Consider the following 21,261-nt stretch of genomic DNA (forward strand, 5'->3'; position numbering starts at 1 on the left):
CTGCGGCGGGGCGCGGGCCTTCCGCCCTGCGCGCCGCCGTCTCCGGTCCGGCATGGCCTGCGGGCCCGTTCGCCCCGGCGCCAGCGTGCGCCGCTTGTGAACGGCCCGCGGCCCGCCCCGGTCGTTCGAACCGGGCGACGCCGGCCGGCAGGCGTGCGCGCGGCTCCGTCGGAGCGCGGCGCACTCGACGCCTGCACCGCCATTCCCTCAGGAGACAAGCCCATGCCAGGCCAAGGCAACGCTCACCCGTCTGTCCCGCTTTCCCGTACCGCGCACCCCGACGCGGGTCACGGCAAGTTCAAGAAACAGTTGTCGCTGACCGATCTCACGTTCATCGGTCTCGGCGCCATTTTCGGTTCGGGGTGGCTGTTCGCCGCGAGTCACGTGTCGACGATCGCGGGCCCGGCCGGCATCTTCTCGTGGCTGCTCGGCGGCTTCGCGGTGCTGCTGCTCGGCATCGTCTACTGCGAACTCGGCGCCGCGCTGCCGCGCGCGGGCGGCGTGGTCCGCTACCCGGTGTTCTCGCATGGCCCGCTGCTCGGCTACCTGATGGGCTTCATCACGCTGATCGCGTTCTCGAGCCTGATCGCGATCGAAGTCGTCGCCGCGCGCCAGTACGCGGCCGCGTGGTTTCCTGGCCTGACCGTAGAAGGATCGAGCGACCCGACGACGATCGGCTGGCTCGTGCAGGCAGCACTCCTCTGCTTCTTCTTTTACCTGAACTATTCGAGCGTGAAGACGTTCGCGAAGGCGAACAACATCATCAGCATCTTCAAGTTCATCGTGCCGCTCGCGGTGATCGGCGTGCTGTTCACGTTCTTCAAGCCCGCGAACCTGACCGTGCACGGCTTCGCGCCGTTCGGCATGCCGGGCATCGAGATGGCCGTGTCCGCCGGCGGCATCATCTTCGCGTACCTCGGGCTCACGCCGATCGTGTCGGTCGCGAGCGAGGTGCGCAATCCGCAGCGCACGATCCCGATCGCACTGATCCTGTCGATCCTGCTGTCGACGCTGATCTACGTGCTGCTGCAGCTCGCGTTCATCGGCAGCATCCCGACCGCGATGCTCGCCGGCGGCTGGCACGACATCAGCAAGGCGTTCACGCTGCCGTACCGCGACATCGCGCTCGCGCTCGGCGTCGGCTGGCTCGCGGTGATGGTCGTCGCCGACGCGATGATCTCGCCGAGCGGCTGCGGCAACATCTACATGAACGCGACGCCGCGCGTGGTCTACGGCTGGGCGAAGACGGGCACGTTCTTCAAGGTGTTCACGCGCGTCGACGAAGCGTCGGGCATTCCGCGCGCGGGCCTGTGGCTCACGTTCGGCCTCGCGATCTTCTGGACGATGCCGTTCCCGTCGTGGGAAGCGCTGATCAACATCGTGTCGGCCGCGCTGGTGCTGAGCTACGCGGTCGCGCCGGTATCGGTCGCCGCACTGCGCCGCACCGCGCCCGACCTGCCGCGGCCGTTCCGCGCGAGCGCGTTCGGCATCACCGGCCCCGCGTCGTTCGTGATCGCCGCGCTGATCGTCTACTGGTCGGGCTGGAGCACGGTGTCCTGGCTGCTCGGCCTGCAGATCGCGATGTTCGTCATCTATCTCGCGTGCCGCCGCTGGGTGCCGACCGCGCACCTGAGCCTCGCCGAACAGGTGCGCTCGTCCGCGTGGCTGATCGCGTTTTATGCGGCGATGATCGTGCTGTCGTATCTCGGCGGCTTCGGCGGCACCGGCCGGCTCGCGCATCCGTACGACACGGCCGTCGTCGCGGCTGTCGCGCTCGTCATCTACTACTGGGGCGCGAATACCGGCGTCCGTTCCGACAAGCTGCAGCTCGACGACGACGAGGATTGACGCACCCGTTCCCTTTCTCACCATCACTCCGGCCGGGCGCACCACGCCCGGCCCCTGTCTTTTCCGAGGAAAACCATGCAACTCACAGGTCAGCTCCTGATCGGCCAGTCCGCCGTCGCCGGACAGAACGGCACCCTCCACGCGATCGCCGCCGCGACCGGCGAGCCACTCGAACCCGCTTTCGGCGGCGCGAGCCTGCACGACCTGGAGACGGCCTGCGCGCTCGCCGACGACGCGTTCGACACGTATCGCGAAACGACGCTCGACGCGCGCGCCGCGTTTCTCGACGCGATCGGCCGGCACATCATGGCGCTCGGCGACGACCTGATCGAGCGCTGCGTCGCCGAAACGGGCCTGCCGCGCGCACGCGTCGAAGGCGAACGCGGCCGCACGGTCGGCCAGCTCGCGCTGTTCGCGTCGCTCGTGCGCGACGGCGGTTTTCTCGACGCGCGGATCGATCCGGCGCGCCCCGAGCGCAAGCCGCTGCCGCGCGTCGACCTGCGCCTGCGCAACGTCGCGGTCGGGCCCGTCGCCGTGTTCGGCGCGTCGAATTTCCCGCTCGCGTTCTCGGTCGCCGGCGGCGATACGGCCTCGGCGCTCGCGGCCGGCTGCCCGGTGATCGTCAAGGCGCATTCCGCGCATCCTGGCACGTCGGAACTCGTCGGCCGCGCGATCCAGCAGGCCGCACGCGAATGCGGAATGCCGGCCGGCGTGTTCTCGCTGCTGTTCGACGCGTCGCGCGAGATCGGCCAGGCGCTCGTCGCCGATCCGCGCATCAAGGCGGTCGGCTTCACCGGCTCGCGCCGCGGCGGCGTCGCGCTGATGCATATCGCGGCCGCGCGCCCCGAACCGATTCCGGTCTATGCGGAAATGAGCTCGATCAATCCGGTGCTGCTGCTTCCCGCCGCGCTCGACGCGCGTCACAACACCATCGCGCCGCAGTTCGTCGCGTCGCTCACGCTCGGCGCCGGCCAGTTCTGCACGAACCCGGGCCTCGTGCTCGCCGTCGACGGCCCCGCGCTGCGCGCGTTCGAAGCCGCGGCGGCCGATGCCGTGCGCGCGGCGGCCGCGCAGACGATGCTGACGCCGCACATCCACGCGAGCTACACACAAGGCGTCGCGGCGCTGCGCGGACACGATGCGGTCAAGCTGCTCGCGGAAGGCGCCGAAGGCGGCCGCCATCAGGCCCGCGCGGCGCTGTTCGCGACGTCGGCCGACGCGTTCATCGCGCACACCGAACTGCGCGAGGAAGTGTTCGGCCCCGCTTCGCTGATCGTGCGCTGCCCGGATGCCGACACGCTGCATCGCGTGCTGAAGTCGCTCGAAGGCCAGCTGACGATCGCCGCGCATCTCGCCGACGGCGACGCGTCGCTGTTCGCCGCGCTGCGCCCGACGCTCGAGCACAAGGCCGGCCGCATTCTCGTCAACGGCTTCGGCACCGGCGTCGAGGTCGGCCATGCGATGGTGCACGGCGGCCCGTTCCCGGCGACGTCCGACACGCGCACGACGTCCGTCGGCGCACGCGCGATCGAGCGTTTCCTGCGCCCCGTGTCGTACCAGGACCTGCCGGACGCGCTGTTGCCGGAAGCGATCCGCAACGGCAATCCGCTGAACGTGCCGCAGCGCATCGACGGCGTGCCCGCGCCGCGCGAGGTGAACCATGGCTGAGCAAACCGCCGAAGTCGTCCTGTCGCTCGACGAAGTCCATGCGCTCGCGCTGCGCGTGCTGACGCACAACGGGATGTCCGATGCGCATGCGCGGGCGATCGCCAAGGTCATCACGCAGGGCCAGCGCGACGAATGCCATTCGCACGGCGTGTACCGGCTGCTCGTCTGTGTGCGTTCGCTGCGCAAGGGCAAGGTCGATCCGCAAGCGGTGCCGACGCTGCGCCGGCTGTCGTCGTCGATCGTCGCGGTCGACGCGCATCGCGGCTTCTCGCTGCTGAGCTTCGAAACCGGGCTGCCCGTGCTCGTCGAGATGGCGAAACAGCACGGGATCGCCGCGATGGCGATCAACCACTGCTACCACTTCTCCGCGCTGTGGCCCGAGGTCGAGGCGATCGCGGCCGAGGGGCTGGTCGGCATCGCGATGAACCCGAGCCACAGCTGGGTCGCGCCGGAAGGCGGCCGCGAACCGGTGTTCGGCACGAACCCGATCGCGTTCGCATGGCCGCGCCCGGGCGGCGAGCCGTTCGTGTTCGATTTCGCGACGAGCGCGATCGCGCGCGGCGACATCGAGCTGCACGCGAAGCAAGGCAAGGCGATTCCGCCGCACTGGGCGATCGACGCCGACGGCCAGCCGACCACCGATCCGAAGGCCGCACTGCAGGGCGCGATGCGCACGTTCGGCGGCCACAAGGGCTCGGCGCTCGCGGCGATGGTCGAATTGCTCGGCGGCGCGCTGATCGGCGACATGACGAGCCGGGAATCGATGGATTTCGACGAAGGCGTCGGCGCGACGCCATGCCACGGCGAGCTCGTGATCGCGTTCGATCCGAAGGTGTTCCTCGGCGACGATCTCGACGCGGGGCTCGCGCGCGGCGAGCGGATGTTCGGGTCGATCGTCGCGCAGGGCGCGCGGCTGCCGTCGCAACGGCGCTTCGACGCCCGCGCGCGCAGCATCGCGAACGGCGTGCGGATTCCGCAGGCGCTTTACGACGAGATCCTGACGCTGCTCGACTGACTGACGCCGGCGTGCGGAGGCAGCGCACATGCGTCGTCGATAAATGTGCGATCCGGCCGCCTCCCGGACCCGCCGCGCGGGCGTCCCGCAACCGCCCGCGCGTTCCGCGCCGCGCTGCGCCCGCCGGACGCGCCGGCCGCCGGCCCCGCGGGCGCCACGCCCCCGGCGGCTGTGGGATAATCGCCCGGTTTGCCCAGGGCGCAGCTCAAGAGGTTGTTCGCACGGGCGCGAGAGAGGCCTTTATTCCCGTGCCTCCACCCTTTTTCGCGATATTTCTTCAGCAACCACAATGCCCACTTACCGTTCCAAAACCTCCACCGCCGGCCGCAACATGGCAGGTGCGCGCTCGCTGTGGCGCGCCACCGGCATGAAAGACGACGATTTCTCGAAGCCGATCATCGCGGTCGTCAACTCGTTCACCCAGTTCGTGCCCGGGCACGTGCACCTGAAGGATCTCGGCCAGCTCGTCGCGCGCGAGATCGAGGCTGCCGGCGGCGTCGCTAAGGAATTCAACACGATCGCGGTCGACGACGGCATCGCGATGGGCCACGACGGCATGCTCTATTCGCTGCCGAGCCGCGACATCATCGCCGACTCGGTCGAATACATGGTGAACGCGCACTGCGCGGACGCGATGGTGTGCATCTCGAACTGCGACAAGATCACGCCGGGGATGCTGATGGCCGCGATGCGCCTCAACATTCCGGTGATCTTCGTGTCGGGCGGCCCGATGGAAGCCGGCAAGACGCGCCTCGCGAACCCGGTCACCAAGACCGTCGAACTGAAGAAGCTCGACCTCGTCGACGCGATGGTGATCGCGGCCGACCAGTCGTATTCGGACGCCGACGTCGCCGAAGTCGAACGCTCGGCCTGCCCGACCTGCGGCTCGTGCTCGGGCATGTTCACCGCGAACTCGATGAACTGCCTGACCGAAGCGCTCGGCCTGTCGCTGCCCGGCAACGGCACGGTGGTCGCCACGCACGCCGATCGCGAGCAGCTGTTCAAGCGCGCCGGCCGCCGCATCGTCGAACTGACGCGCCAGCACTACGAGCAGGACGACGAACGCATACTGCCGCGCTCGGTCGGCTTCAAGGCGTTCGAGAACGCGATGACGCTCGACATCGCGATGGGCGGCTCGACCAACACGATCCTGCACCTGCTGGCGATCGCGCAGGAAGCCGGCATCGACTTCACGATGAAGGACATCGACCGCCTGTCGCGCACCGTGCCGCAACTGTGCAAGGTCGCGCCGAACACGAACAAGTACCACATCGAGGATGTGCACCGCGCAGGCGGCATCATGGCGATCCTCGGCGAGCTCGAGCGCGCCGGCAAGCTGCACACCGACGTGCCGACCATCCACGCGCCGACGCTGAAGGATGCGCTGGACCAGTGGGACATCGTGCGCACGCAGGACGACGCGGTCCGCACGTTCTACCTGGCCGGCCCGGCCGGCATCCCGACGCAGGTCGCGTTCAGCCAGAACACGCGCTGGCCGAGCCTCGACCTCGACCGCGCCGAAGGCTGCATCCGCTCGTACGAGCATGCGTTCTCGAAGGAAGGCGGCCTCGCCGTGCTGACGGGCAACATCGCGCTCGACGGCTGCGTGGTGAAGACGGCCGGCGTCGACGAAAGCATCCTCGTGTTCGAAGGCTCGGCTCACGTCACCGAATCGCAGGACGAAGCGGTCGAGAACATCCTGAACGACAAGGTCAAGGCGGGCGACGTGGTGATCGTGCGCTACGAAGGCCCGAAGGGCGGCCCCGGCATGCAGGAAATGCTCTACCCGACCAGCTACATCAAGTCGAAGGGGCTCGGCAAGGCATGCGCGCTGCTGACGGACGGCCGCTTCTCGGGCGGCACGTCGGGCCTGTCGATCGGTCACTGCTCGCCGGAAGCGGCAGCGGGCGGCGCGATCGGCCTCGTGCGCGACGGCGACAGGATCCGCATCGACATCCCGAACCGCACGATCGACGTGCTGGTGTCGGACGAGGAACTGGCGCGCCGCCGCGAAGAGCAGAACGCGAAGGGCTGGAAACCGGCGCAGCCGCGTCCGCGCAAGGTGTCCGCGGCGCTGAAGGCGTACGCAAAGCTGGTCATGTCGGCCGACAAGGGCGCGGTGCGCGATCTGTCGCTGCTCGACGACTGACGGGGCGGCCTACCGACGACGGGCAACCAGCGACGGACAGTCCGCTCGGGCTGCGGCGCCACACAACCGCCCGGCCGCCCGCTCGCCTGATCCAGAAGCCGCTCTCCGGAGCGGTTTTTTTTCGTCCTGCGCGCGGAGAAATCGCGGAACTGGCGCGGTCAGTGACGGTATTCGTCGGTACCGCCTCCGCCACCACCGTGGCTACCGCCGCCGTTTCCGCCGCCTTGCGGCCGCGCGTAACCACCGCCACCGCCGCCGCCCTGATGCACAGGCGGCATCGGACGGGCTTCACCGCCCGGCGCGGGGGGCGGGCGCAATACGGCCGGCGGCGGGCCCGCCGGCCGGGCATTGCCCGGCGCGGCCTGCATCGGCGCAGGCGCAGGTGCCGCCGGCGCCGGCATGCGGTTCGCTCCGTTCCAGCCGCCGCGCGTGGCCGACGGCTGCGCATCATGCGGCGCGGGCGCCGGGCCGCCCGGCGCGGCCTGCATCGGTGCAGGTGCAGGCGCCGCCGGCGCCGGCATGCGGTTCGCACCGTTCCAGCCGCCGCGCGTGGCCGACGGCCGCGCATCATGCTGCCCCGGCGCGGCCTGTATCGGCCCGCCCGGCTGCGGACGGCCCTGTCCCGGCGGGAACCCGCCGGGGCCGAGCCGCGGTTCCGCGCGATGCGCCCAACGATCGCGGTCGTGGTACCACGGGCGGTGCCGATAATAACGATCCCAGTACGCGCCGATCGCGAATCCGGTCACCGGGACCCCGATGATCGCGCCGTATTCGAGCAACGGCACGTAGTTGCCTTGGTACGGATACTCGAGCAACTGCGCATCGATCCAGCCGCGCACGCCCGGCAGCGCGACGTCGCACCACGAGTAGTCGCTCAGGCAGCCGAATACGTCCAGCGCCGTGTCGGGCGGGATCTCCGCGACCACCGGATAATCGGGCGCCGGCCCGGCGTACAGCTCGGCCGGCGAGTTCGTGTAGGCGCTGCTCTGCGCATCGGCGACGCCCGGCGCGGCCGCGAGGCCAAGCAGGACGACGCACAGACTTCGGACAATCGTGTTGCTCATGATGCTCTCCCGCGCGGCCCCGCCGCGCGCCCGTCAGTGCCGATGGCCGCCGCCCCAGTGGCCGCCGCCCCAATGCCCGCCGCCCCACGGACGATGCCAGTACCCGCCGCGCCCGCCCCAGTATCCGCCGCCCCAACGGCCCCAGAAGCCGATCGTGACGGGCGGCCCGTACCAGCCCGGGTAGTACGCGGGGTAGTAGTACGGATACGGCGGCGGCACATAGGCCGGCGCGACATACACCGGCACCGGCGCAACGACGTCGGCCGGCGTGTCGGGGGCCGGCGAAAGGGCCGCGCCGGGCGCGGCAGGTGCAACCGGGATCTCGCGCTGTGTTACCGTGGCGGGCGCCGGCGCGTAATAAGGCGCATACCCGTACGGGCTCGTGTAGTAGCAGCCGCCGAGCGTCAGCGCGGCCAGCGCGATGACGGCGGGCCTCGCGGCGGGAATCGGGTTCATCTCGTGCTCCGGCATAATCCGCGCGCCGCCGCCGGGCGCGCGCCTGACTCTAGCTTACGTCCCCTGCAGATTTCCGCGGGTATGATCGGTTACTTTTTGTTTCCTGCGCCGGGCGGTCCTGCGGGCATGCCGCATGCTGCCCGTTCTGCCGCGCCCGCGTTGAAGTTGGCGCAAATGCCCTCAACTTGAACGATGTCAGGCTGACCGGCGCGGACGGGCGTTCGCGGACACCCGGCAGCCGAGAACCGGCGGACTTCGGCCCGCCCCGACAGGAGCGCGGCTCACGCCGCCATCGACATGACTACGCCACGCCCCACTCCCCGGGCGGACACGCCGCTCGATCCGATCATCCAGTTGCTGGCACTCGCCGGCGAACAGGGTTATCTGACGCACGCCGACCTCGTCGACGCGCTGCCGCCCGAAAGCGACAGCCCCGACGCGCTGGACGTCGTGCGCGCCGCGCTCGCCGACATCGGCATCGCCGTGCTCGACGAGCCGGCCGCGCCTGCGCCGTTCGCCGGCACGGCGCCTGTCGAAGTCGATCGCGACACGCTCGACGAAGGCCGGGCCGTGCTCGGCGACCTCGCACGCGGCACGAGCGCATCGACCGATCCGCTCGCGCTCTACATGCGGCGCATGCAGGCAGTACCGCTGCTCACGCGCGAAGGCGAAATCGTGCTCGCCCGTGAAATCGAGACGGGCCGCCACCAGGTGCTGCACGCGCTCGCCGGCTGTCCGGCGGCGGTCGACGCGCTGCTTGCGCGTCACCGTGCAACGGTGGGTGCCGCCGGCGCAACCGGATCGCCCGATGACGACGACGGCGACACGCCCATGCCCATGCCCATGCCCGCCAGCTACGACGCGCTGCAGGCAGCCGTGTCAGCGCTGCGCGGCGCATTGCTTGCGCACGGCTGCCGTTCGGCCGAATACCGCGACGCGCGCAACCGCGTGGCCGCGCTGCTCGGCACGATCGCGTGGGTCGCGCCGGCCGTCGACGACGCAAGCCGCGTCGTGCGCGCGCTCGCGGCAGCCCCGCACGACGCCGCAGCGGGCGAAGCCGCCCGCTTCGACGCGGTCGCCCGGCGTGCCCTCGCGGCAGCGCTGACCGACGGCCAGCAGAAAGTGCACGGCGCGACCCGCGCGATGCTCGAGGCGAACCTGCGGCTCGTGCTGTCGATCGCGCGCAAGTACATGAACCGCGGCATCGACCTGTCCGATCTCGTGCAGGACGGCTGCCTCGGCCTGATGCGCGCGATCGAGAAATTCGAATACCGGCGCGGGTTCAAGTTCTCGACCTATGCGACCTGGTGGATCCGCCAGGCGGTCGCGCGCGCGGTCGCGGATCGGTCGCGCACGATCCGCGTGCCGGTGCACGTCGGCGACCAGTACCAGCGTGTACGGCGGCATGCGCTGCGCTTTCGCCAGCGCACCGGCCGCCAGGCGACGCCTGCCGAACTCGCGGCCGAAACCGGGCTCGACGAGGACAAGGTGCGCGCGGTGCTCGCGCTGCCCGCCGAGCCCGTCTCGCTCGACACGCCGCTGCCCGACGCGGACACCGGCCTCGTGGACCTGATCGAGGACCAGGCGTCGGCCAGCCCGTTCGAGCAACTGGCCGACACGCGCATGCGCGAATGCGTGACGTCGCTGCTGCGGTCGGTCACGCCGGCCGAGGCCGACGTGCTGCGCCGGCGGTTCGGCCTCGGCGGCGCCGAGCCCGATACGTACGACGCAATCGCGCAGGACGCCGGCATGTCGCGCGAACGCGTGCGGCAGATCGAGAAACGTGCGCTCGCCGCGCTGCGCACGGCCGCCGAGGCCGAGAACGCGCAGTCGTTTCTCGACGCGTAAGCGCGACGCACGGTCGTGCCCACATGCGGCACGACCGCGCGCTTCGCGCCTGTGCTACGTTTGCCATTGACGTGCGTCAAGTTTTGTTCGTCGCGTGTCGCGACAATGGTCAAGAGCCGACCGGCGCATCGCTCGCCGCGTCCATTCCGTTTGCGCTTCCCCGGGTCCCTCGCCATGCAGTCGACCGCCAGCCAAACGTACGAGGAAAACCGGCACATCGCGGCATGCCTGCGCGAGGCCGCGCAGTGGCTCGCCGATCAGGGCGCGAACCCGTACCGGGTCGCTGCGTACCGCGCGTCGGCCGCTACGATCGATGCGCTCGACCGCGACATCCGCACCTTGTTCGAAGCCGGTGGCGTCGACGCGCTGGGCGCGCTGCCCGACATCGGCACGGGCGTCGCGCAAGCGATCGCCGAACTGCTGGTGACGGGACGCTGGCGCCAGCTCGACCGGCTGCGCGGCGATACCGAGCGGATATCCGCATTCGAGGCCGTGCCGGGCATCGGCCACGCGCTCGCGCTGCGCATTCAAGACGCGCTGCACATCGACACGCTCGAGGAGCTCGAACGCGCGGCCCGCAACGGCCAGCTCGAAACGATCGCGGGCGTCGGCCCACGGCGCGCGGTCGGCATCCGCACCGCGCTCGACGACGTGCTGAGCCGCCGCAGGCGCTGGCAGGGGCACGTCCAGGACGCCGGCCCCGGCACGGAGCCGCCCGTCGAGCTGCTGCTCTACATCGATCGCCAGTACCGCCACAAAGCCGCCGCCGGCGTGCTGCCGATGCTCGTGCACCGACGCATGAACGCGGACGACTATGTGCCGCCGCCCGTGATGCACATGACGAAAGGCGGTTGGCATTTCACGGCGTTGTGCCAGCACGCCGCCGCGCGCACGCCGGAATCCGGCCACACGATGGACTGGGTTTCGCTCTACTTCTACGATGCCGTGCAGCGCGAACACCAGCGCACCGTCTTCACCGAAACGTTCGGCTCGCTCGTCGGCAAGCGCATCGTGCGCGGGCGCGAGATGGAGTGCCGCGTGTATTACGCGGGATGAGTCATGCGTCGGCAGCTTCGCTGACGTCGAATGCCGCATCGCGCCGGCCAACCGCTTACGCGCCGTCCGCCTTCGTGCGGCGCGCCGGATGACGATGCGCGGCAATGCGCAGCAGCTTCCGGAACGACGGGCATTCGAGATGGTTCTGCGCCGGACACACGGCCGCATGCCGCAGCGCATCGCGCACGGCGCCGAGACGGCGAATCGTGCGATCGAGTTCGTCGGCCTTGCCGTCGAGCTTCGCGCGATCGATCGCGGGCCGGCCGTCCGCGCCGACCATCGCGAGGATGTCGTCGAGCGAAAAGCCGGCCTCGCGGCCGAGCGCGATCAGCGCCAGGCGCTCCAGCACCGACTCGTCGTATTGCCGCCGCAGCCCGTGCCGGCCGGTCGGGACGATCAGCCCCTTTTCCTCGTAGTAGCGCAGCGTCGACGCGGGCAACCCCGTGCGCCGCGCGACGTCCGCAATGTCCAGACGGCTCATGCTTGACCTCAAGTGAACTTGAAGTTGCAAGATAGTCGCCCGACTCCGTAAAGACAAGCGCGGACCGCGTTGAAATCCGCATCGAGGCGCTCGTCGCGGCGCTCGGCTTCGCGCTGCGTCAGGCCTTCATCGTCCCGGTCCGCACGTAGCGCTCGTGCCACGACAGCGCTTCGGCGAGCAGGTGCGGCGTGTGCTTGCCGAAGCTTTCGCGCGACGCACGCTCGAAGTAATCCTCGAGCATCGGCCGGTAATCGGGGTGAGCGCAGGTCGCGATGATCTTGCGAGCGCGCTGCTTCGGCGACAGGCCGCGCAGGTCCGCGAGGCCCTGCTCGGTGACGACCACCGCGACGTCGTGCTCGGTATGGTCGACGTGGCTCGCCATCGGCACGATCCGCGAGATCGCGCCGCCCTTCGCGGTACTCGCCGACATGAAGCACGACAGGTAGCCGTTGCGCGCGAAGTCGCCCGAGCCGCCGATGCCGTTCTGGATCTTCGTGCCCATCACGTGCGTCGAGTTCACGTTGCCGTAGATGTCGGCCTCGATCATCCCGTTCATCGCGATGCAGCCGAGGCGGCGCACGAGTTCCGGATGGTTGCTGATCTCCTGCGGGCGCAGCACGATCTTCTCGCGGAACGTCGCGATCTCGTCTGCGAAGCGCTGCACGGCGGCCGGGCTCAACGACAGCGCGGTAGCCGACGCGAAGCCCAGCGTGCCGTCGTCGAGCAGGTCGAGCATGGCGTCCTGAATCACTTCGGTGTACGCGGTCAGGTTCGAGAAGCCGGCCGAGCTGAGTTCCGCGAGCACCGCGTTCGTGATGTTGCCGACGCCCGACTGCAGCGGCAGCAGGTTCTCCGGCAGGCGGCCGCGCTTGACTTCGTGGCGCAGGAAGTCGATCAGTTGCAGCGCGATCTGCTTCGACGTTTCGTCCGGCGCGGAGAACGCGTTGCTGCGATCGGGCGCGTCGGTCTCGACGATCGCGACGATCTTGTCGGCCGGGCAGCGCAGGTACGGCTCGCCGATCCGGTCGTCGCTCTTCGTCAGCGGAATCGGCTTGCGATGCGGCGGCAGCGCGGTGCCGTAATAGATGTCGTGCATCCCGTCGAGGCCGAGCGGCTGGCGCGAGTTGACCTCGAGGATCACGTGCTTCGCGCGTTCGAGCCACGTCTTGTTGTTGCCGATCGATGCGGACGGAATCAGCAGCCCGTCCTCGCGGATGCCCGCGACTTCGACGATCGCGACGTCGAGATCGCCGTACAGCCCGAACCATGCGTATTGCGCGACGTGACTCAGGTGGACGTCCTGGTAGTCGACTTCGCCGCTGTTGATCTTGTCGCGCAGCGTCGGGTCGGACTGGTACGGCAACCGCATCGAGATGCCGTTGGTGCGGGCGAGCGCGCCGTCGAGTTCCGGCGCGGTGGATGCGCCCGTCAGCACGTTGATCCGGAAGTCCTCGCCGCGCGCGTGCGCCGCGTCGATATGGGCGGCAAGCGCGGCCGGCACGGCCTTCGGATAACCCGAGCCGGTGAAGCCGCTCATGGCGACGGTCATGCCGGGACGGATCAGCGCGGCGGCTTCGTCGGCGGTGCGGACGAGCGAACGCAGGGCGGGAGCGAGGATGCGTGATGAAGACATGGCTGGTTTCTGACGCTTTGGTCTGTCGTTGATGTCGCGGGGGCGCTCCTGAGCGACATGAAGCCCTTGGGGCCGCAAGGAGCGGCCGGCACCACAGGCACGGTCGGAGTATCGCAGAGGCGACCGCCGCGAAATGTCCGCCGGATGCAAAAGATCCTTGCCGGATTTGCCGGGTATCGAACGACCGTTCTGTGACAGGCGATCCCAATGAACCGGATGCACGCGAAAGGTGCACGAAAGCATCGGGACGAATGACCGGTCGCCGATCGACAACCCTCGCGAATCAAACGCCGGATTTCGATTGCAATTTTCTGCGCATCGATCGGCAATTGCCGATACGTATGCAGCGCGGCCAATTGTCGCCCGATGCACCTTTTCCGAGCCTGACGCATGTCAAGGTCGCACGCGCCGCGCGCCGTCCGCCGGCATGCGCGAAAAGCGCCGCCGCACCGGCCTTCGAGGCCCGTCCGTCCTTGACAGCCGCGCGAAGCGAACCACACTGGAATACGGGCCCGGCCGCCGCGTTTGTGCGCCGTTTGCACACCCCTTTCGCACGCCCGTTTTTCGACCGGCCGCGCCCCGCTAGACGCGGTAACACTCCCGTATGTCAGGACATTGATCGAATAAAAAGCAACAAATTACAATTCCGTATATATTTCGCCGATGGACCAAAGAAAAACCGCCACACGATCCGAGCCCCCCCTGCCACGCACCTGGGATGCGCGGCTCGCGCGCTCGCTCGTCCGACCGCTTGTCGATACGCCGGTCACCCCGAATCACCTCACCACCCTTCGTCTGCTGATCGGCCTCGCCGGCGCCTGGTGCCTCGCGCACGGCGGCTTCGGCTGGAGCAACGCAGGCGCGTTCCTGATCGTGCTGTCGAACTTCGTCGACCACACCGACGGCGAGCTCGCGCGCATCAGCGGCAAGTCCAGCAAGATCGGTCACTTTTACGACCTCGCGGCCGATGCGCTCGTGACGATCGCGCTGTTCGTCAGCATGGGCCTCGGCATCGTCGCCCAGGGCGGCCAGATGGCCGCGCCGCCGGTGCTGCTCGGCGCGGTGGCCGGCGCGGCCGTCGCGCTGATCTTCTTCCTGCGCATGCGGATCGAATCGATCGCCGGCAAGGCCGGCACCAAACAGGCATTCGCCGGCGGCTTCGAAACCGAAGACGTGCTGTACCTGCTGCCGATCGTGACGCTCGTCGACGGCGTCGAGCCGTTCCTGCTCGCGGCGTCGATCGGCGCCCCGCTGTTTGCCGCCTGGGTCGTGATCGACTGGTGGCGCATCGTCCGGCGCGGCAACCTCCCGCAGAATTCAACCGAAATCCAGGCTTCCAAATGACTCCGAGCACGCGCGACGACTCCGTGCTGAGCCCGGCACGCCCCGCGCCTGTGCGCGCGGCCGCGTCCGACCCCGATCGCACCGTGGCCGACTGCGTCGGCCGTCTCGACCTCGACCGCCTCCGTGGCGACTACACGCGCCAGGGGTCGTTCCTGTACCTCGACGCCTTCCTGCCGGCCGACGCGCACGCGAAGCTCGCGGCCGCCGCCCGCGCGATGCAGGCCGGCCTGAACCGCAATTACCTGCCCGGCCACAAGCAGGGCGGCAGCGTGAGCCGCCACACGATCGACGAGCAGGCGCCGTACATCGCCGAGCTATATCGTTCGAAGGCGCTGATCGGCTTTCTCGAGAAGCTCACGGGCGACAAGCTGATGCTGTCGCCGGACGACGATCCGCACGCGTACGCGCTGTATTACTACACGAAGCCCGGCGACCACATCGGCTGGCACTACGACACGTCGTATTACGACGGCCGCCGCTACACGCTGCTGATCGGCGTGATCGACGAATCGTCGTGCCGGCTCGACTACGAACTGCACACGCGCAACCCGGACGTGCCCGACGAACCGGGCTCCGTGCAGATCGCCGACGGCGGCATCGTGCTGTTCGACGGCGACAAGCTGCGCCACCGCATCACGCCGCTCGGCCAGAACGAGATGCGCGTGTCGCTGACTTTCGAATACGTGACGAACCCCGGTATGCGGCCGTGGAAGCGCTTCATCTCGAACATGAAGGACGCGATCGCGTATTTCGGTTTCCGCCAGGTGTTCAAGCAACTGGCCACGCGACGCACGGCCGGGTCATGACACGCGCCGGCCTGATCCTGCTGTCCCTCGGGACCGCACTCTTCGTCGCACTCCTTGCATGGCAGGGCGTCGGCGCGGTCGCGTCGACGTTCCTCGCGGCCGGCTGGGGCCTCGCGCTCGTCGCGGCGTTCCACGTCGTGCCGCTCGTGATCGACGCGATCGCGATCTCCGTGATGTTCCGCCGCGGCCAGCCGGGCGCCGAGCTCGGCAACGCGCTGCGCGCGCGCTGGGTCGGCGAATCGGTCAACAGCCTGCTGCCCGCCGGGCAGATCGGCGGCCCCGTGCTGATGGTGCGCCACCTCGCGCAGCGCGGCACGCGGATGGCCGACGCGGCGGCCGCCGTCACCGTCGGCACGACGATGCAGGCGCTCGCGCAGATGGCGTTCGCGCTGATCGGCATCGCCGCGTTCAGCCTGTATGCGACGCACGAGTCGGTCGCGCACCTGCGCACGCCCGCGCTGATCGCCACCGGCGTGCTCGGCGCGCTCGCGGCGCTGTTCTACGTGGCGCAGCGGCGCGGGCTGTTCGGCCGCGGCCTGCGCCTCGCGTCGAAGCTGCTGGGCCCGCGCGACTGGTCGTCGCTCGCGACCCGCGCCGACGCGATCGACGACGCGGTCGGTGCGCTGTACCGCGATCGTGCGAGGGTCGCGAAGACCTTCGCATTGAGCCTCGCAGGCTGGATCGTCGGCACCGCGGAAGTGTGGCTCGCGCTGCACTTCCTCGGGCACCCGGTGAGCTGGCTCGACGCGCTGCTGCTCGAAAGCGTCGGCCAGGCGATCCGCGGCGCGGCCTTCGCGATCCCGGGCTCGCTCGGCGCGCAGGAAGGCGGTTACCTGCTGCTCGCGCCGCTGGTCGGACTGCCGCCCGACGCGGCGCTCGCGCTGTCGCTCGCAAAGCGCGCGCGCGAACTCGCGCTCGGCCTGCCCGGCCTGCTCTATCTGCATTTCAGTGAAAGAAACTGGCAGCGGCGCCATGCGCCGCAGCCGCTCGCCGACTGATCGTTCAGATCCGCCGGCTTTTTGGTTGGAGAACCCATGCGAGCCATCATTCTTGCGGCAGGCCTCGGCTTGCGCCTGCAACAACCGCCCGAGGCGCAGTTCCCGAAGTGCCTGCTGCGCTTCGACGACGTTTCGCTGCTCGAGCGCCATCTGCGTGTGCTCGATGCCGCCGGCGTCGACGAGATCGTGCTCGGGCTCGGCTTCCAGGCCGGGAAGGTCGAGCAGGAATTGAAGCGCCTCGGCCGCCAGGCCGAGATCGTGCTGAACGAGCGCTACGACCTCGGCAGCGTGCTGACCGTGCATACCGTCGCCGATGCGATGACGCGCGGCGGCGACGTGCTGCTGATGGACGCCGACGTGCTGTATGACGAGAGCATCCTGCACGCGCTGGTGGCCGATCCCGACAAGGCGGTCGATCGCCTGCTGATCGACCGCGACTTCGAGGCCGGCGACGAACCCGTCAAGCTGTGCGTGAAGAACGGCGTGCCGGTCGAGCTGCGCAAGCAGCTCGCGGTCGACCTCGACTACGACACGATCGGCGAATCGGTCGGCTTCTTCCGCTTCACCGAAGGCACCGCGCGCCGCCTCGCGGCGATCGTCGCGGGTTACGTCGACAGCTGCCGCTCGAACATGCCGCACGAAGAAGCCGTGCGCGACCTGCTGCTCGAAGGCGGCCATTCGTTCGACGTCGCCGACGTCACCGGCTCGCCGTGGATCGAGATCGACTTCCCGAACGACGTTGCACGCGCCACCCAAGAAATCCTTCCCCTGATTCAACGCACCACCGCAGGAGCCGCACGATGAACGCACGCGAACCCAACTTCACCGAATCGCGCAGCGCGCGCCTGCGCCGCATGCTCGTCAGCAGCGACCTCGAATTCCTGATGGAAGCGCACAACGGCCTGTCCGCGCGGATCGTCCGCGAGGCCGGCTTCAAGGGGATCTGGGCATCGGGCCTCGCGATCTCCGCGCAGTTCGGCGTGCGCGACAACAACGAGGCCAGCTGGACGCAGGTCGTCGACGTGCTCGAGTTCATGGCCGACGCGAGCGACCTGCCGATCCTGCTCGACGGCGACACCGGCTACGGCAACTTCAACAACGTGCGCCGCCTCGTGAAGAAGCTCGAACAGCGCGGCATCGCCGGCGTCTGCATCGAGGACAAGCAATTCCCGAAGACGAACAGCTTCATCGACGGCGAGCGCCAGCCGCTCGCCGAGATCGACGAGTTCTGCGGCAAGATCAAGGCCGGCAAGGATTCGCAGACCGATCCGGACTTCTCGATCGTCGCGCGCGTCGAGGCACTGATCGCGGGCTGGGGGATGGACGAGGCACTGCGCCGCGCGAACGCGTATGCGGAAGCCGGCGCCGACGCGATCCTGATCCACAGCAAGCTGTCGCGCCCGGACGAGATCCTGCAGTTCGCGCGCGAATGGAGCGGCAAGGCGCCGCTCGTGATCGTGCCGACCAAGTACTACAGCACGCCGACCGACGTGTTCCGCCAGGCCGGCATCAGCACCGTGATCTGGGCGAACCACCTGATCCGCGCATCGGCTTCCGCGATGCAGGCCGTCGCGCGCGAGATCCACGAGAACGAAACGCTGATCAACGTCGAGGATCGCGTCGCGTCGGTCAACGAGATCTTCCGCCTGCAGGACGCCGACGAATATTCGGCGGCCGAGCGCATCTACCTGTCGTCGTCGTCGCGCGCGTCGAATGCGGCGGTCGTGCTCGCCGCGAGCCGCGGCAAGGGGCTCGAAGCCGTCACCGAAGACAAACCCAAGGTCATGCTGCCGGTCGCCGGCAAGCCGCTGCTGCGCTGGCTCGTCGACGGCTTCAAGAAGCAAGGCGTGAACGACATCACCGTGGTCGGCGGCTATCGCGCCGACGCGATCGACACGTCGGGCATCAAGCTCGTCGTCAACGAGCGCCATGCGCAGACGGGCGAACTCGCGTCGCTCGCGTGCGCGGCGGAACGCCTGACGGGCGACACCGTGATCTCGTACGGCGACCTGCTGTTCCGCAGCTACATCCTGCGCGACCTCGCGGAGAGCGAGGCCGAATTCAGCGTCGTCGTCGATTCGTCGCTGACGGAGCCGACCAACCAGAGCGTGCGCGACTTCGCGCTCTGCTCGGCGGCGGACGATCGCGGCCTGTTCGGCCAGAAGACGTATCTGCAACGTGTATCGAGCGACGTCGCCACAGGCACGCCGCACGGCCGCTGGATCGGCCTGCTGAACGTGCGCGGCGCCGGCGTCGATCGCCTGAAGGCGATGCTCGCGACGCTGCAGGCGCGCGACGATTTCGACACGCTCGACATCCCGATGCTCCTCAACGAACTGATCGCCGCCGGCGAGAAGATCGAGGTGCAGTACGTGCACGGCCACTGGCGCGGCGTCAACGATCTCGAAGACTTCCGCCGCGCGGGCGACTTCGCGCACGGCCAGACGCCGCTGTCCGAACCGGGCGCGGGCAACGGGGGCGCGCAATGATCGAAGCGGCCCAGTTCGTCGAGGCCGCGCGCGAACGCGGCTTCGACTGGTACGCGGGCGTGCCCTGCTCGTACCTGACGCCGTTCATCAACTACGTGCTGCAGGACCCGACGCTGCACTACGTGTCGGCCGCGAACGAAGGCGACGCGGTCGCGCTGATCGCGGGCGCGACGCTCGGCGGCAAGCGCGGAATCTCGATGATGCAGAACTCGGGGCTCGGCAACGCGGTGAGCCCGCTGACGTCGCTGACCTGGACGTTCCGCCTGCCGCAACTGCTGATCGTCACGTGGCGCGGCCAGCCGGGCGTCGCCGACGAGCCGCAGCACGCGCTGATGGGCCCGATCACGCCCGCGATGCTGGACACGATGGAGATCCCGTGGGAGACGTTCCCGACCGACCCCGAACAGGTCGGCCCGGCGCTCGATCGCGCGATCGCGCACATGGACGCGACGGGCCGCCCGTACGCGCTCGTGATGCAGAAAGGCAGCGTCGCGCCGTATGAACTGAAGGCGAACCCGGCGGCGAAGCCGCGCGCGCATGTCGCCGCGCAAGCGTCGTCGCGCGCCGTGTCGGCCGACGCATGGCCGACCCGTCACGACGCGCTGCAGCGCGTGATCGCGCACACGCCGGTCGATTCGACCGTCGTGCTCGCGTCGACCGGTTTCTGCGGCCGCGAACTCTACGCCATCGACGATCGCCCGAACCAGCTGTACATGGTCGGCTCGATGGGCTGCGTGACGCCGCTCGCGCTCGGCCTCGCGCTCGCGCGCCCCGACCTGCGCGTGGTGGCCGTCGACGGCGACGGCGCTGCGCTGATGCGGATGGGCGTGTTCGCGACGCTCGGCACCTACGGCCCGGCCAACCTCACGCACGTGCTGCTCGACAACGGCGCGCACGAATCGACGGGCGGCCAGGCGACCGTGTCTCAGCATGTATCGTTCGCGGGCGTCGCGGCCGCATGCGGCTATGCGTCGGCGGTCGAAGGCGACACGCTCGACGTGCTCGATGCAACGCTGGCTGCGCCGGGCGACGGGGCACAGTTCGTGCGCGTTGCGATCCGCACCGGCGTGCCCGACGGCCTGCCCCGCCCGACCGTCACGCCGGTCGAGGTCAAGACCCGTCTGATGCGGCATATCGGCGCCGCGCAGGCCGAAGCCCACGCTGAAGGAGCCCTTTGATGCTGCTGCTGAACCCCGGCCCGGTAACGCTGAGCGAACGCGTGCGCCGCAGCCTGCTGCAACCCGACCTGTGCCATCGCGAAAGCGAATTCTTCGATCTGCAGGACGAAGCCCGTGCGCGCCTCGTCGCCGCCTACGAACTCGATCCGGCCGAATGGGCGGCCGTGCTGATGACGGGCTCGGGCACGGCCGCCGTCGAGAGCATGATCGCGGCGCTCGTGCCGCAGGACGGCAAGCTGCTCGTGATCGAGAACGGCGTGTACGGCGAGCGGATCGCGCAGATCGCGACGCGGTACGGGATCGCGCACGACGTGCTGAAGCATGAATGGATGCAGGCGCCCGATCTCGCGCAGATCGCCGCGCGCCTCGACGCGGGCGGCTACTCGCACGTCGCGGTGATCCATCACGAAACGACGACGGGCCGCCTGAACGACCTCGGCGCGATCGCCGAAGTCTGCCGTTCGCGCGGCGTGAGGCTGCTCGTCGACGGCGTCAGCAGCTTCGGCGCGGAAGCGATCGACTTCGCCGGCGGCGACATCGACGCGGTTGCCGCGACCGCGAACAAGTGCCTGCACGGCGTGCCGGGCGCGGCGTTCGTGATCGTGCGCCGCAGCGCGCTCGCGAAGGCGGCGAGCCGCACGTACTACCTCGACCTCGGCCGTCTCGCGAAGCTGCAGGACCAGCGCAACACGCCGTTCACGCCGTCGGTGCACGCGTATTACGCGCTCGTCGAGGCGCTGCGCGAGTTCGACGAAGCCGGCGGCTGGCGCGCGCGCCATGCGCGTTACAAGGCGCTCGCCGACCGGGCACAGGCCGGCCTCGCCGCGCGCGGAATGCCGCTGGTGCTGCCTGAAGGTGCGTCGTCGGTCGTGCTGCGCGCGTACCGGCTGCCTCAGGGCGTCACGTACGAGACGCTGCACGACGGCCTGAAGGCTCGCGGCTTCGTGATTTATGCGGGGCAAGGCGGGCTGTCGAAGGAGCTGTTCCGCATCTCGACGATGGGCGCGATCGAAGCGGCCGATGTCGACCGGTTGCTGGATGGTTTTACCGAGTTGACGCGGTAAGCGGCTGCCGCTTCGTCGACGAGAGGCCCGTGAGGGCCTTTTTTTTGTTCGCGGATTTCTGTGGATGTCGCTGAGCCACCCTCTGCGGCCATTCGATGCTACGTCAACTGAACGGCCGTTCCCGGGGATAGAACTGACGATCAGATGGTCGACGTCGCGTGAAA

General features: G+C 69.2%; 17 protein-coding genes. 13 read left to right on the forward strand and 4 right to left on the reverse strand.

The window, feature by feature from the left end:
* Positions 1 to 222: 222 nt before the first annotated feature.
* The 4 genes from AC3WLY_RS13330 to ilvD all read left to right on the forward strand — a co-directional run bounded on the left by AC3WLY_RS13330 (position 223) and on the right by ilvD (position 6,680).
* On the forward strand, positions 223 to 1,848 hold the full coding sequence (locus AC3WLY_RS13330) for an amino acid permease (RefSeq protein WP_310142779.1): 1,626 nt from the start codon (positions 223 to 225) through the stop codon (positions 1,846 to 1,848).
* 75 nt (positions 1,849 to 1,923) lie between these two features.
* Positions 1,924 to 3,516 carry an aldehyde dehydrogenase (NADP(+)) gene (locus AC3WLY_RS13335; protein ID WP_492310757.1) on the forward strand — a complete coding sequence of 531 codons (1,593 nt, stop codon included), beginning with the start codon at positions 1,924 to 1,926 and terminating at the stop codon, positions 3,514 to 3,516.
* Complete coding sequence (locus tag AC3WLY_RS13340; protein WP_492310758.1) at positions 3,509 to 4,531, forward strand: Ldh family oxidoreductase; 1,023 nt, start codon at positions 3,509 to 3,511, stop codon at positions 4,529 to 4,531. The genes AC3WLY_RS13335 and AC3WLY_RS13340 overlap by 8 nt, the downstream gene beginning before the upstream one ends.
* A gap of 289 nt (positions 4,532 to 4,820) precedes the next feature.
* Positions 4,821 to 6,680 carry a dihydroxy-acid dehydratase gene (gene ilvD / locus AC3WLY_RS13345; protein ID WP_492310759.1) on the forward strand — a complete coding sequence of 620 codons (1,860 nt, stop codon included), beginning with the start codon at positions 4,821 to 4,823 and terminating at the stop codon, positions 6,678 to 6,680.
* Between the two features lie 158 nt (positions 6,681 to 6,838).
* On the opposite strand, the gene AC3WLY_RS13350 is transcribed toward ilvD, so the two are convergent.
* The gene (locus AC3WLY_RS13350; protein ID WP_492310760.1) at positions 6,839 to 7,744 is read right to left on the reverse strand and encodes an SH3 domain-containing protein; all 906 of its coding nucleotides are present in this window, start codon (positions 7,742 to 7,744) and stop codon (positions 6,839 to 6,841) included.
* 33 nt (positions 7,745 to 7,777) lie between these two features.
* The gene (locus AC3WLY_RS13355; protein ID WP_072436571.1) at positions 7,778 to 8,200 is read right to left on the reverse strand and encodes a hypothetical protein; all 423 of its coding nucleotides are present in this window, start codon (positions 8,198 to 8,200) and stop codon (positions 7,778 to 7,780) included.
* A gap of 297 nt (positions 8,201 to 8,497) precedes the next feature.
* Between AC3WLY_RS13355 and AC3WLY_RS13360 the strand changes: the two genes are divergently transcribed.
* A complete protein-coding gene (locus tag AC3WLY_RS13360; protein WP_492310783.1) occupies positions 8,498 to 10,048 on the forward strand; it encodes a sigma-70 family RNA polymerase sigma factor in 1,551 nt (516 codons plus the stop codon).
* Positions 10,049 to 10,222: 174 nt separating this feature from the next.
* Positions 10,223 to 11,104: a helix-hairpin-helix domain-containing protein gene (locus AC3WLY_RS13365; protein WP_175958892.1), complete on the forward strand. Its 882-nt coding sequence runs from the start codon at positions 10,223 to 10,225 to the stop codon at positions 11,102 to 11,104.
* Positions 11,105 to 11,159: 55 nt separating this feature from the next.
* On the opposite strand, the gene AC3WLY_RS13370 is transcribed toward AC3WLY_RS13365, so the two are convergent.
* Both AC3WLY_RS13370 and scpC read right to left on the reverse strand, forming a co-directional pair.
* On the reverse strand, positions 11,160 to 11,585 hold the full coding sequence (locus AC3WLY_RS13370) for a helix-turn-helix domain-containing protein (protein WP_175958891.1): 426 nt from the start codon (positions 11,583 to 11,585) through the stop codon (positions 11,160 to 11,162).
* A gap of 118 nt (positions 11,586 to 11,703) precedes the next feature.
* Positions 11,704 to 13,218, reverse strand: coding sequence for a succinyl-CoA:acetate CoA-transferase ScpC (scpC, locus tag AC3WLY_RS13375; protein ID WP_072436567.1), 1,515 nt, complete (start codon positions 13,216 to 13,218; stop codon positions 11,704 to 11,706).
* Positions 13,219 to 13,881: 663 nt separating this feature from the next.
* Between scpC and AC3WLY_RS13380 the strand changes: the two genes are divergently transcribed.
* Genes AC3WLY_RS13380 through AC3WLY_RS13410 form a run of 7 tightly spaced genes read left to right on the forward strand, consistent with a single transcriptional unit; the run spans position 13,882 to position 21,097 of the window.
* Positions 13,882 to 14,562: a CDP-alcohol phosphatidyltransferase family protein gene (locus tag AC3WLY_RS13380; RefSeq protein WP_072436566.1), complete on the forward strand. Its 681-nt coding sequence runs from the start codon at positions 13,882 to 13,884 to the stop codon at positions 14,560 to 14,562.
* On the forward strand, positions 14,559 to 15,368 hold the full coding sequence (locus tag AC3WLY_RS13385) for a HalD/BesD family halogenase (RefSeq protein ID WP_425132980.1): 810 nt from the start codon (positions 14,559 to 14,561) through the stop codon (positions 15,366 to 15,368). The genes AC3WLY_RS13380 and AC3WLY_RS13385 overlap by 4 nt, the downstream gene beginning before the upstream one ends.
* Complete coding sequence (locus AC3WLY_RS13390; RefSeq protein ID WP_492310782.1) at positions 15,365 to 16,366, forward strand: HpnL family protein; 1,002 nt, start codon at positions 15,365 to 15,367, stop codon at positions 16,364 to 16,366. Before AC3WLY_RS13385 ends, AC3WLY_RS13390 begins: the two co-directional genes overlap by 4 nt.
* A gap of 36 nt (positions 16,367 to 16,402) precedes the next feature.
* Complete coding sequence (locus AC3WLY_RS13395; RefSeq protein ID WP_492310781.1) at positions 16,403 to 17,170, forward strand: phosphocholine cytidylyltransferase family protein; 768 nt, start codon at positions 16,403 to 16,405, stop codon at positions 17,168 to 17,170.
* A complete protein-coding gene (aepX, locus tag AC3WLY_RS13400; RefSeq protein WP_175958888.1) occupies positions 17,167 to 18,855 on the forward strand; it encodes a phosphoenolpyruvate mutase in 1,689 nt (562 codons plus the stop codon). The genes AC3WLY_RS13395 and aepX overlap by 4 nt, the downstream gene beginning before the upstream one ends.
* The gene (gene aepY / locus AC3WLY_RS13405) at positions 18,852 to 20,033 is read left to right on the forward strand and encodes a phosphonopyruvate decarboxylase (RefSeq protein ID WP_492310780.1); all 1,182 of its coding nucleotides are present in this window, start codon (positions 18,852 to 18,854) and stop codon (positions 20,031 to 20,033) included. Before aepX ends, aepY begins: the two co-directional genes overlap by 4 nt.
* Complete coding sequence (locus AC3WLY_RS13410) at positions 20,033 to 21,097, forward strand: 2-aminoethylphosphonate aminotransferase (protein ID WP_492310779.1); 1,065 nt, start codon at positions 20,033 to 20,035, stop codon at positions 21,095 to 21,097. Before aepY ends, AC3WLY_RS13410 begins: the two co-directional genes overlap by 1 nt.
* The last annotated feature ends 164 nt before the right edge of the window (positions 21,098 to 21,261 follow it).

The organism is Burkholderia sp. FW306-1C-G01B (assembly GCF_058781685.1).

Coding starts and splice junctions, on each gene's coding strand:
- AC3WLY_RS13390 (WP_492310782.1), top strand. CDS start 15,365: ATGACACGCGCCGGCCTGATCCTGCTGTCCCTCGGGACCGCACTCTTC.
- AC3WLY_RS13395 (WP_492310781.1), top strand. CDS start 16,403: ATGCGAGCCATCATTCTTGCGGCAGGCCTCGGCTTGCGCCTGCAACAA.
- AC3WLY_RS13370 (WP_175958891.1), bottom strand. CDS start 11,585: ATGAGCCGTCTGGACATTGCGGACGTCGCGCGGCGCACGGGGTTGCCC.
- AC3WLY_RS13355 (WP_072436571.1), bottom strand. CDS start 8,200: ATGAACCCGATTCCCGCCGCGAGGCCCGCCGTCATCGCGCTGGCCGCG.
- AC3WLY_RS13350 (WP_492310760.1), bottom strand. CDS start 7,744: ATGAGCAACACGATTGTCCGAAGTCTGTGCGTCGTCCTGCTTGGCCTC.
- aepY (WP_492310780.1), top strand. CDS start 18,852: ATGATCGAAGCGGCCCAGTTCGTCGAGGCCGCGCGCGAACGCGGCTTC.
- scpC (WP_072436567.1), bottom strand. CDS start 13,218: ATGTCTTCATCACGCATCCTCGCTCCCGCCCTGCGTTCGCTCGTCCGC.
- AC3WLY_RS13410 (WP_492310779.1), top strand. CDS start 20,033: ATGCTGCTGCTGAACCCCGGCCCGGTAACGCTGAGCGAACGCGTGCGC.
- AC3WLY_RS13340 (WP_492310758.1), top strand. CDS start 3,509: ATGGCTGAGCAAACCGCCGAAGTCGTCCTGTCGCTCGACGAAGTCCAT.
- AC3WLY_RS13335 (WP_492310757.1), top strand. CDS start 1,924: ATGCAACTCACAGGTCAGCTCCTGATCGGCCAGTCCGCCGTCGCCGGA.
- AC3WLY_RS13360 (WP_492310783.1), top strand. CDS start 8,498: ATGACTACGCCACGCCCCACTCCCCGGGCGGACACGCCGCTCGATCCG.
- ilvD (WP_492310759.1), top strand. CDS start 4,821: ATGCCCACTTACCGTTCCAAAACCTCCACCGCCGGCCGCAACATGGCA.
- AC3WLY_RS13385 (WP_425132980.1), top strand. CDS start 14,559: ATGACTCCGAGCACGCGCGACGACTCCGTGCTGAGCCCGGCACGCCCC.
- AC3WLY_RS13365 (WP_175958892.1), top strand. CDS start 10,223: ATGCAGTCGACCGCCAGCCAAACGTACGAGGAAAACCGGCACATCGCG.
- AC3WLY_RS13380 (WP_072436566.1), top strand. CDS start 13,882: ATGGACCAAAGAAAAACCGCCACACGATCCGAGCCCCCCCTGCCACGC.
- AC3WLY_RS13330 (WP_310142779.1), top strand. CDS start 223: ATGCCAGGCCAAGGCAACGCTCACCCGTCTGTCCCGCTTTCCCGTACC.
- aepX (WP_175958888.1), top strand. CDS start 17,167: ATGAACGCACGCGAACCCAACTTCACCGAATCGCGCAGCGCGCGCCTG.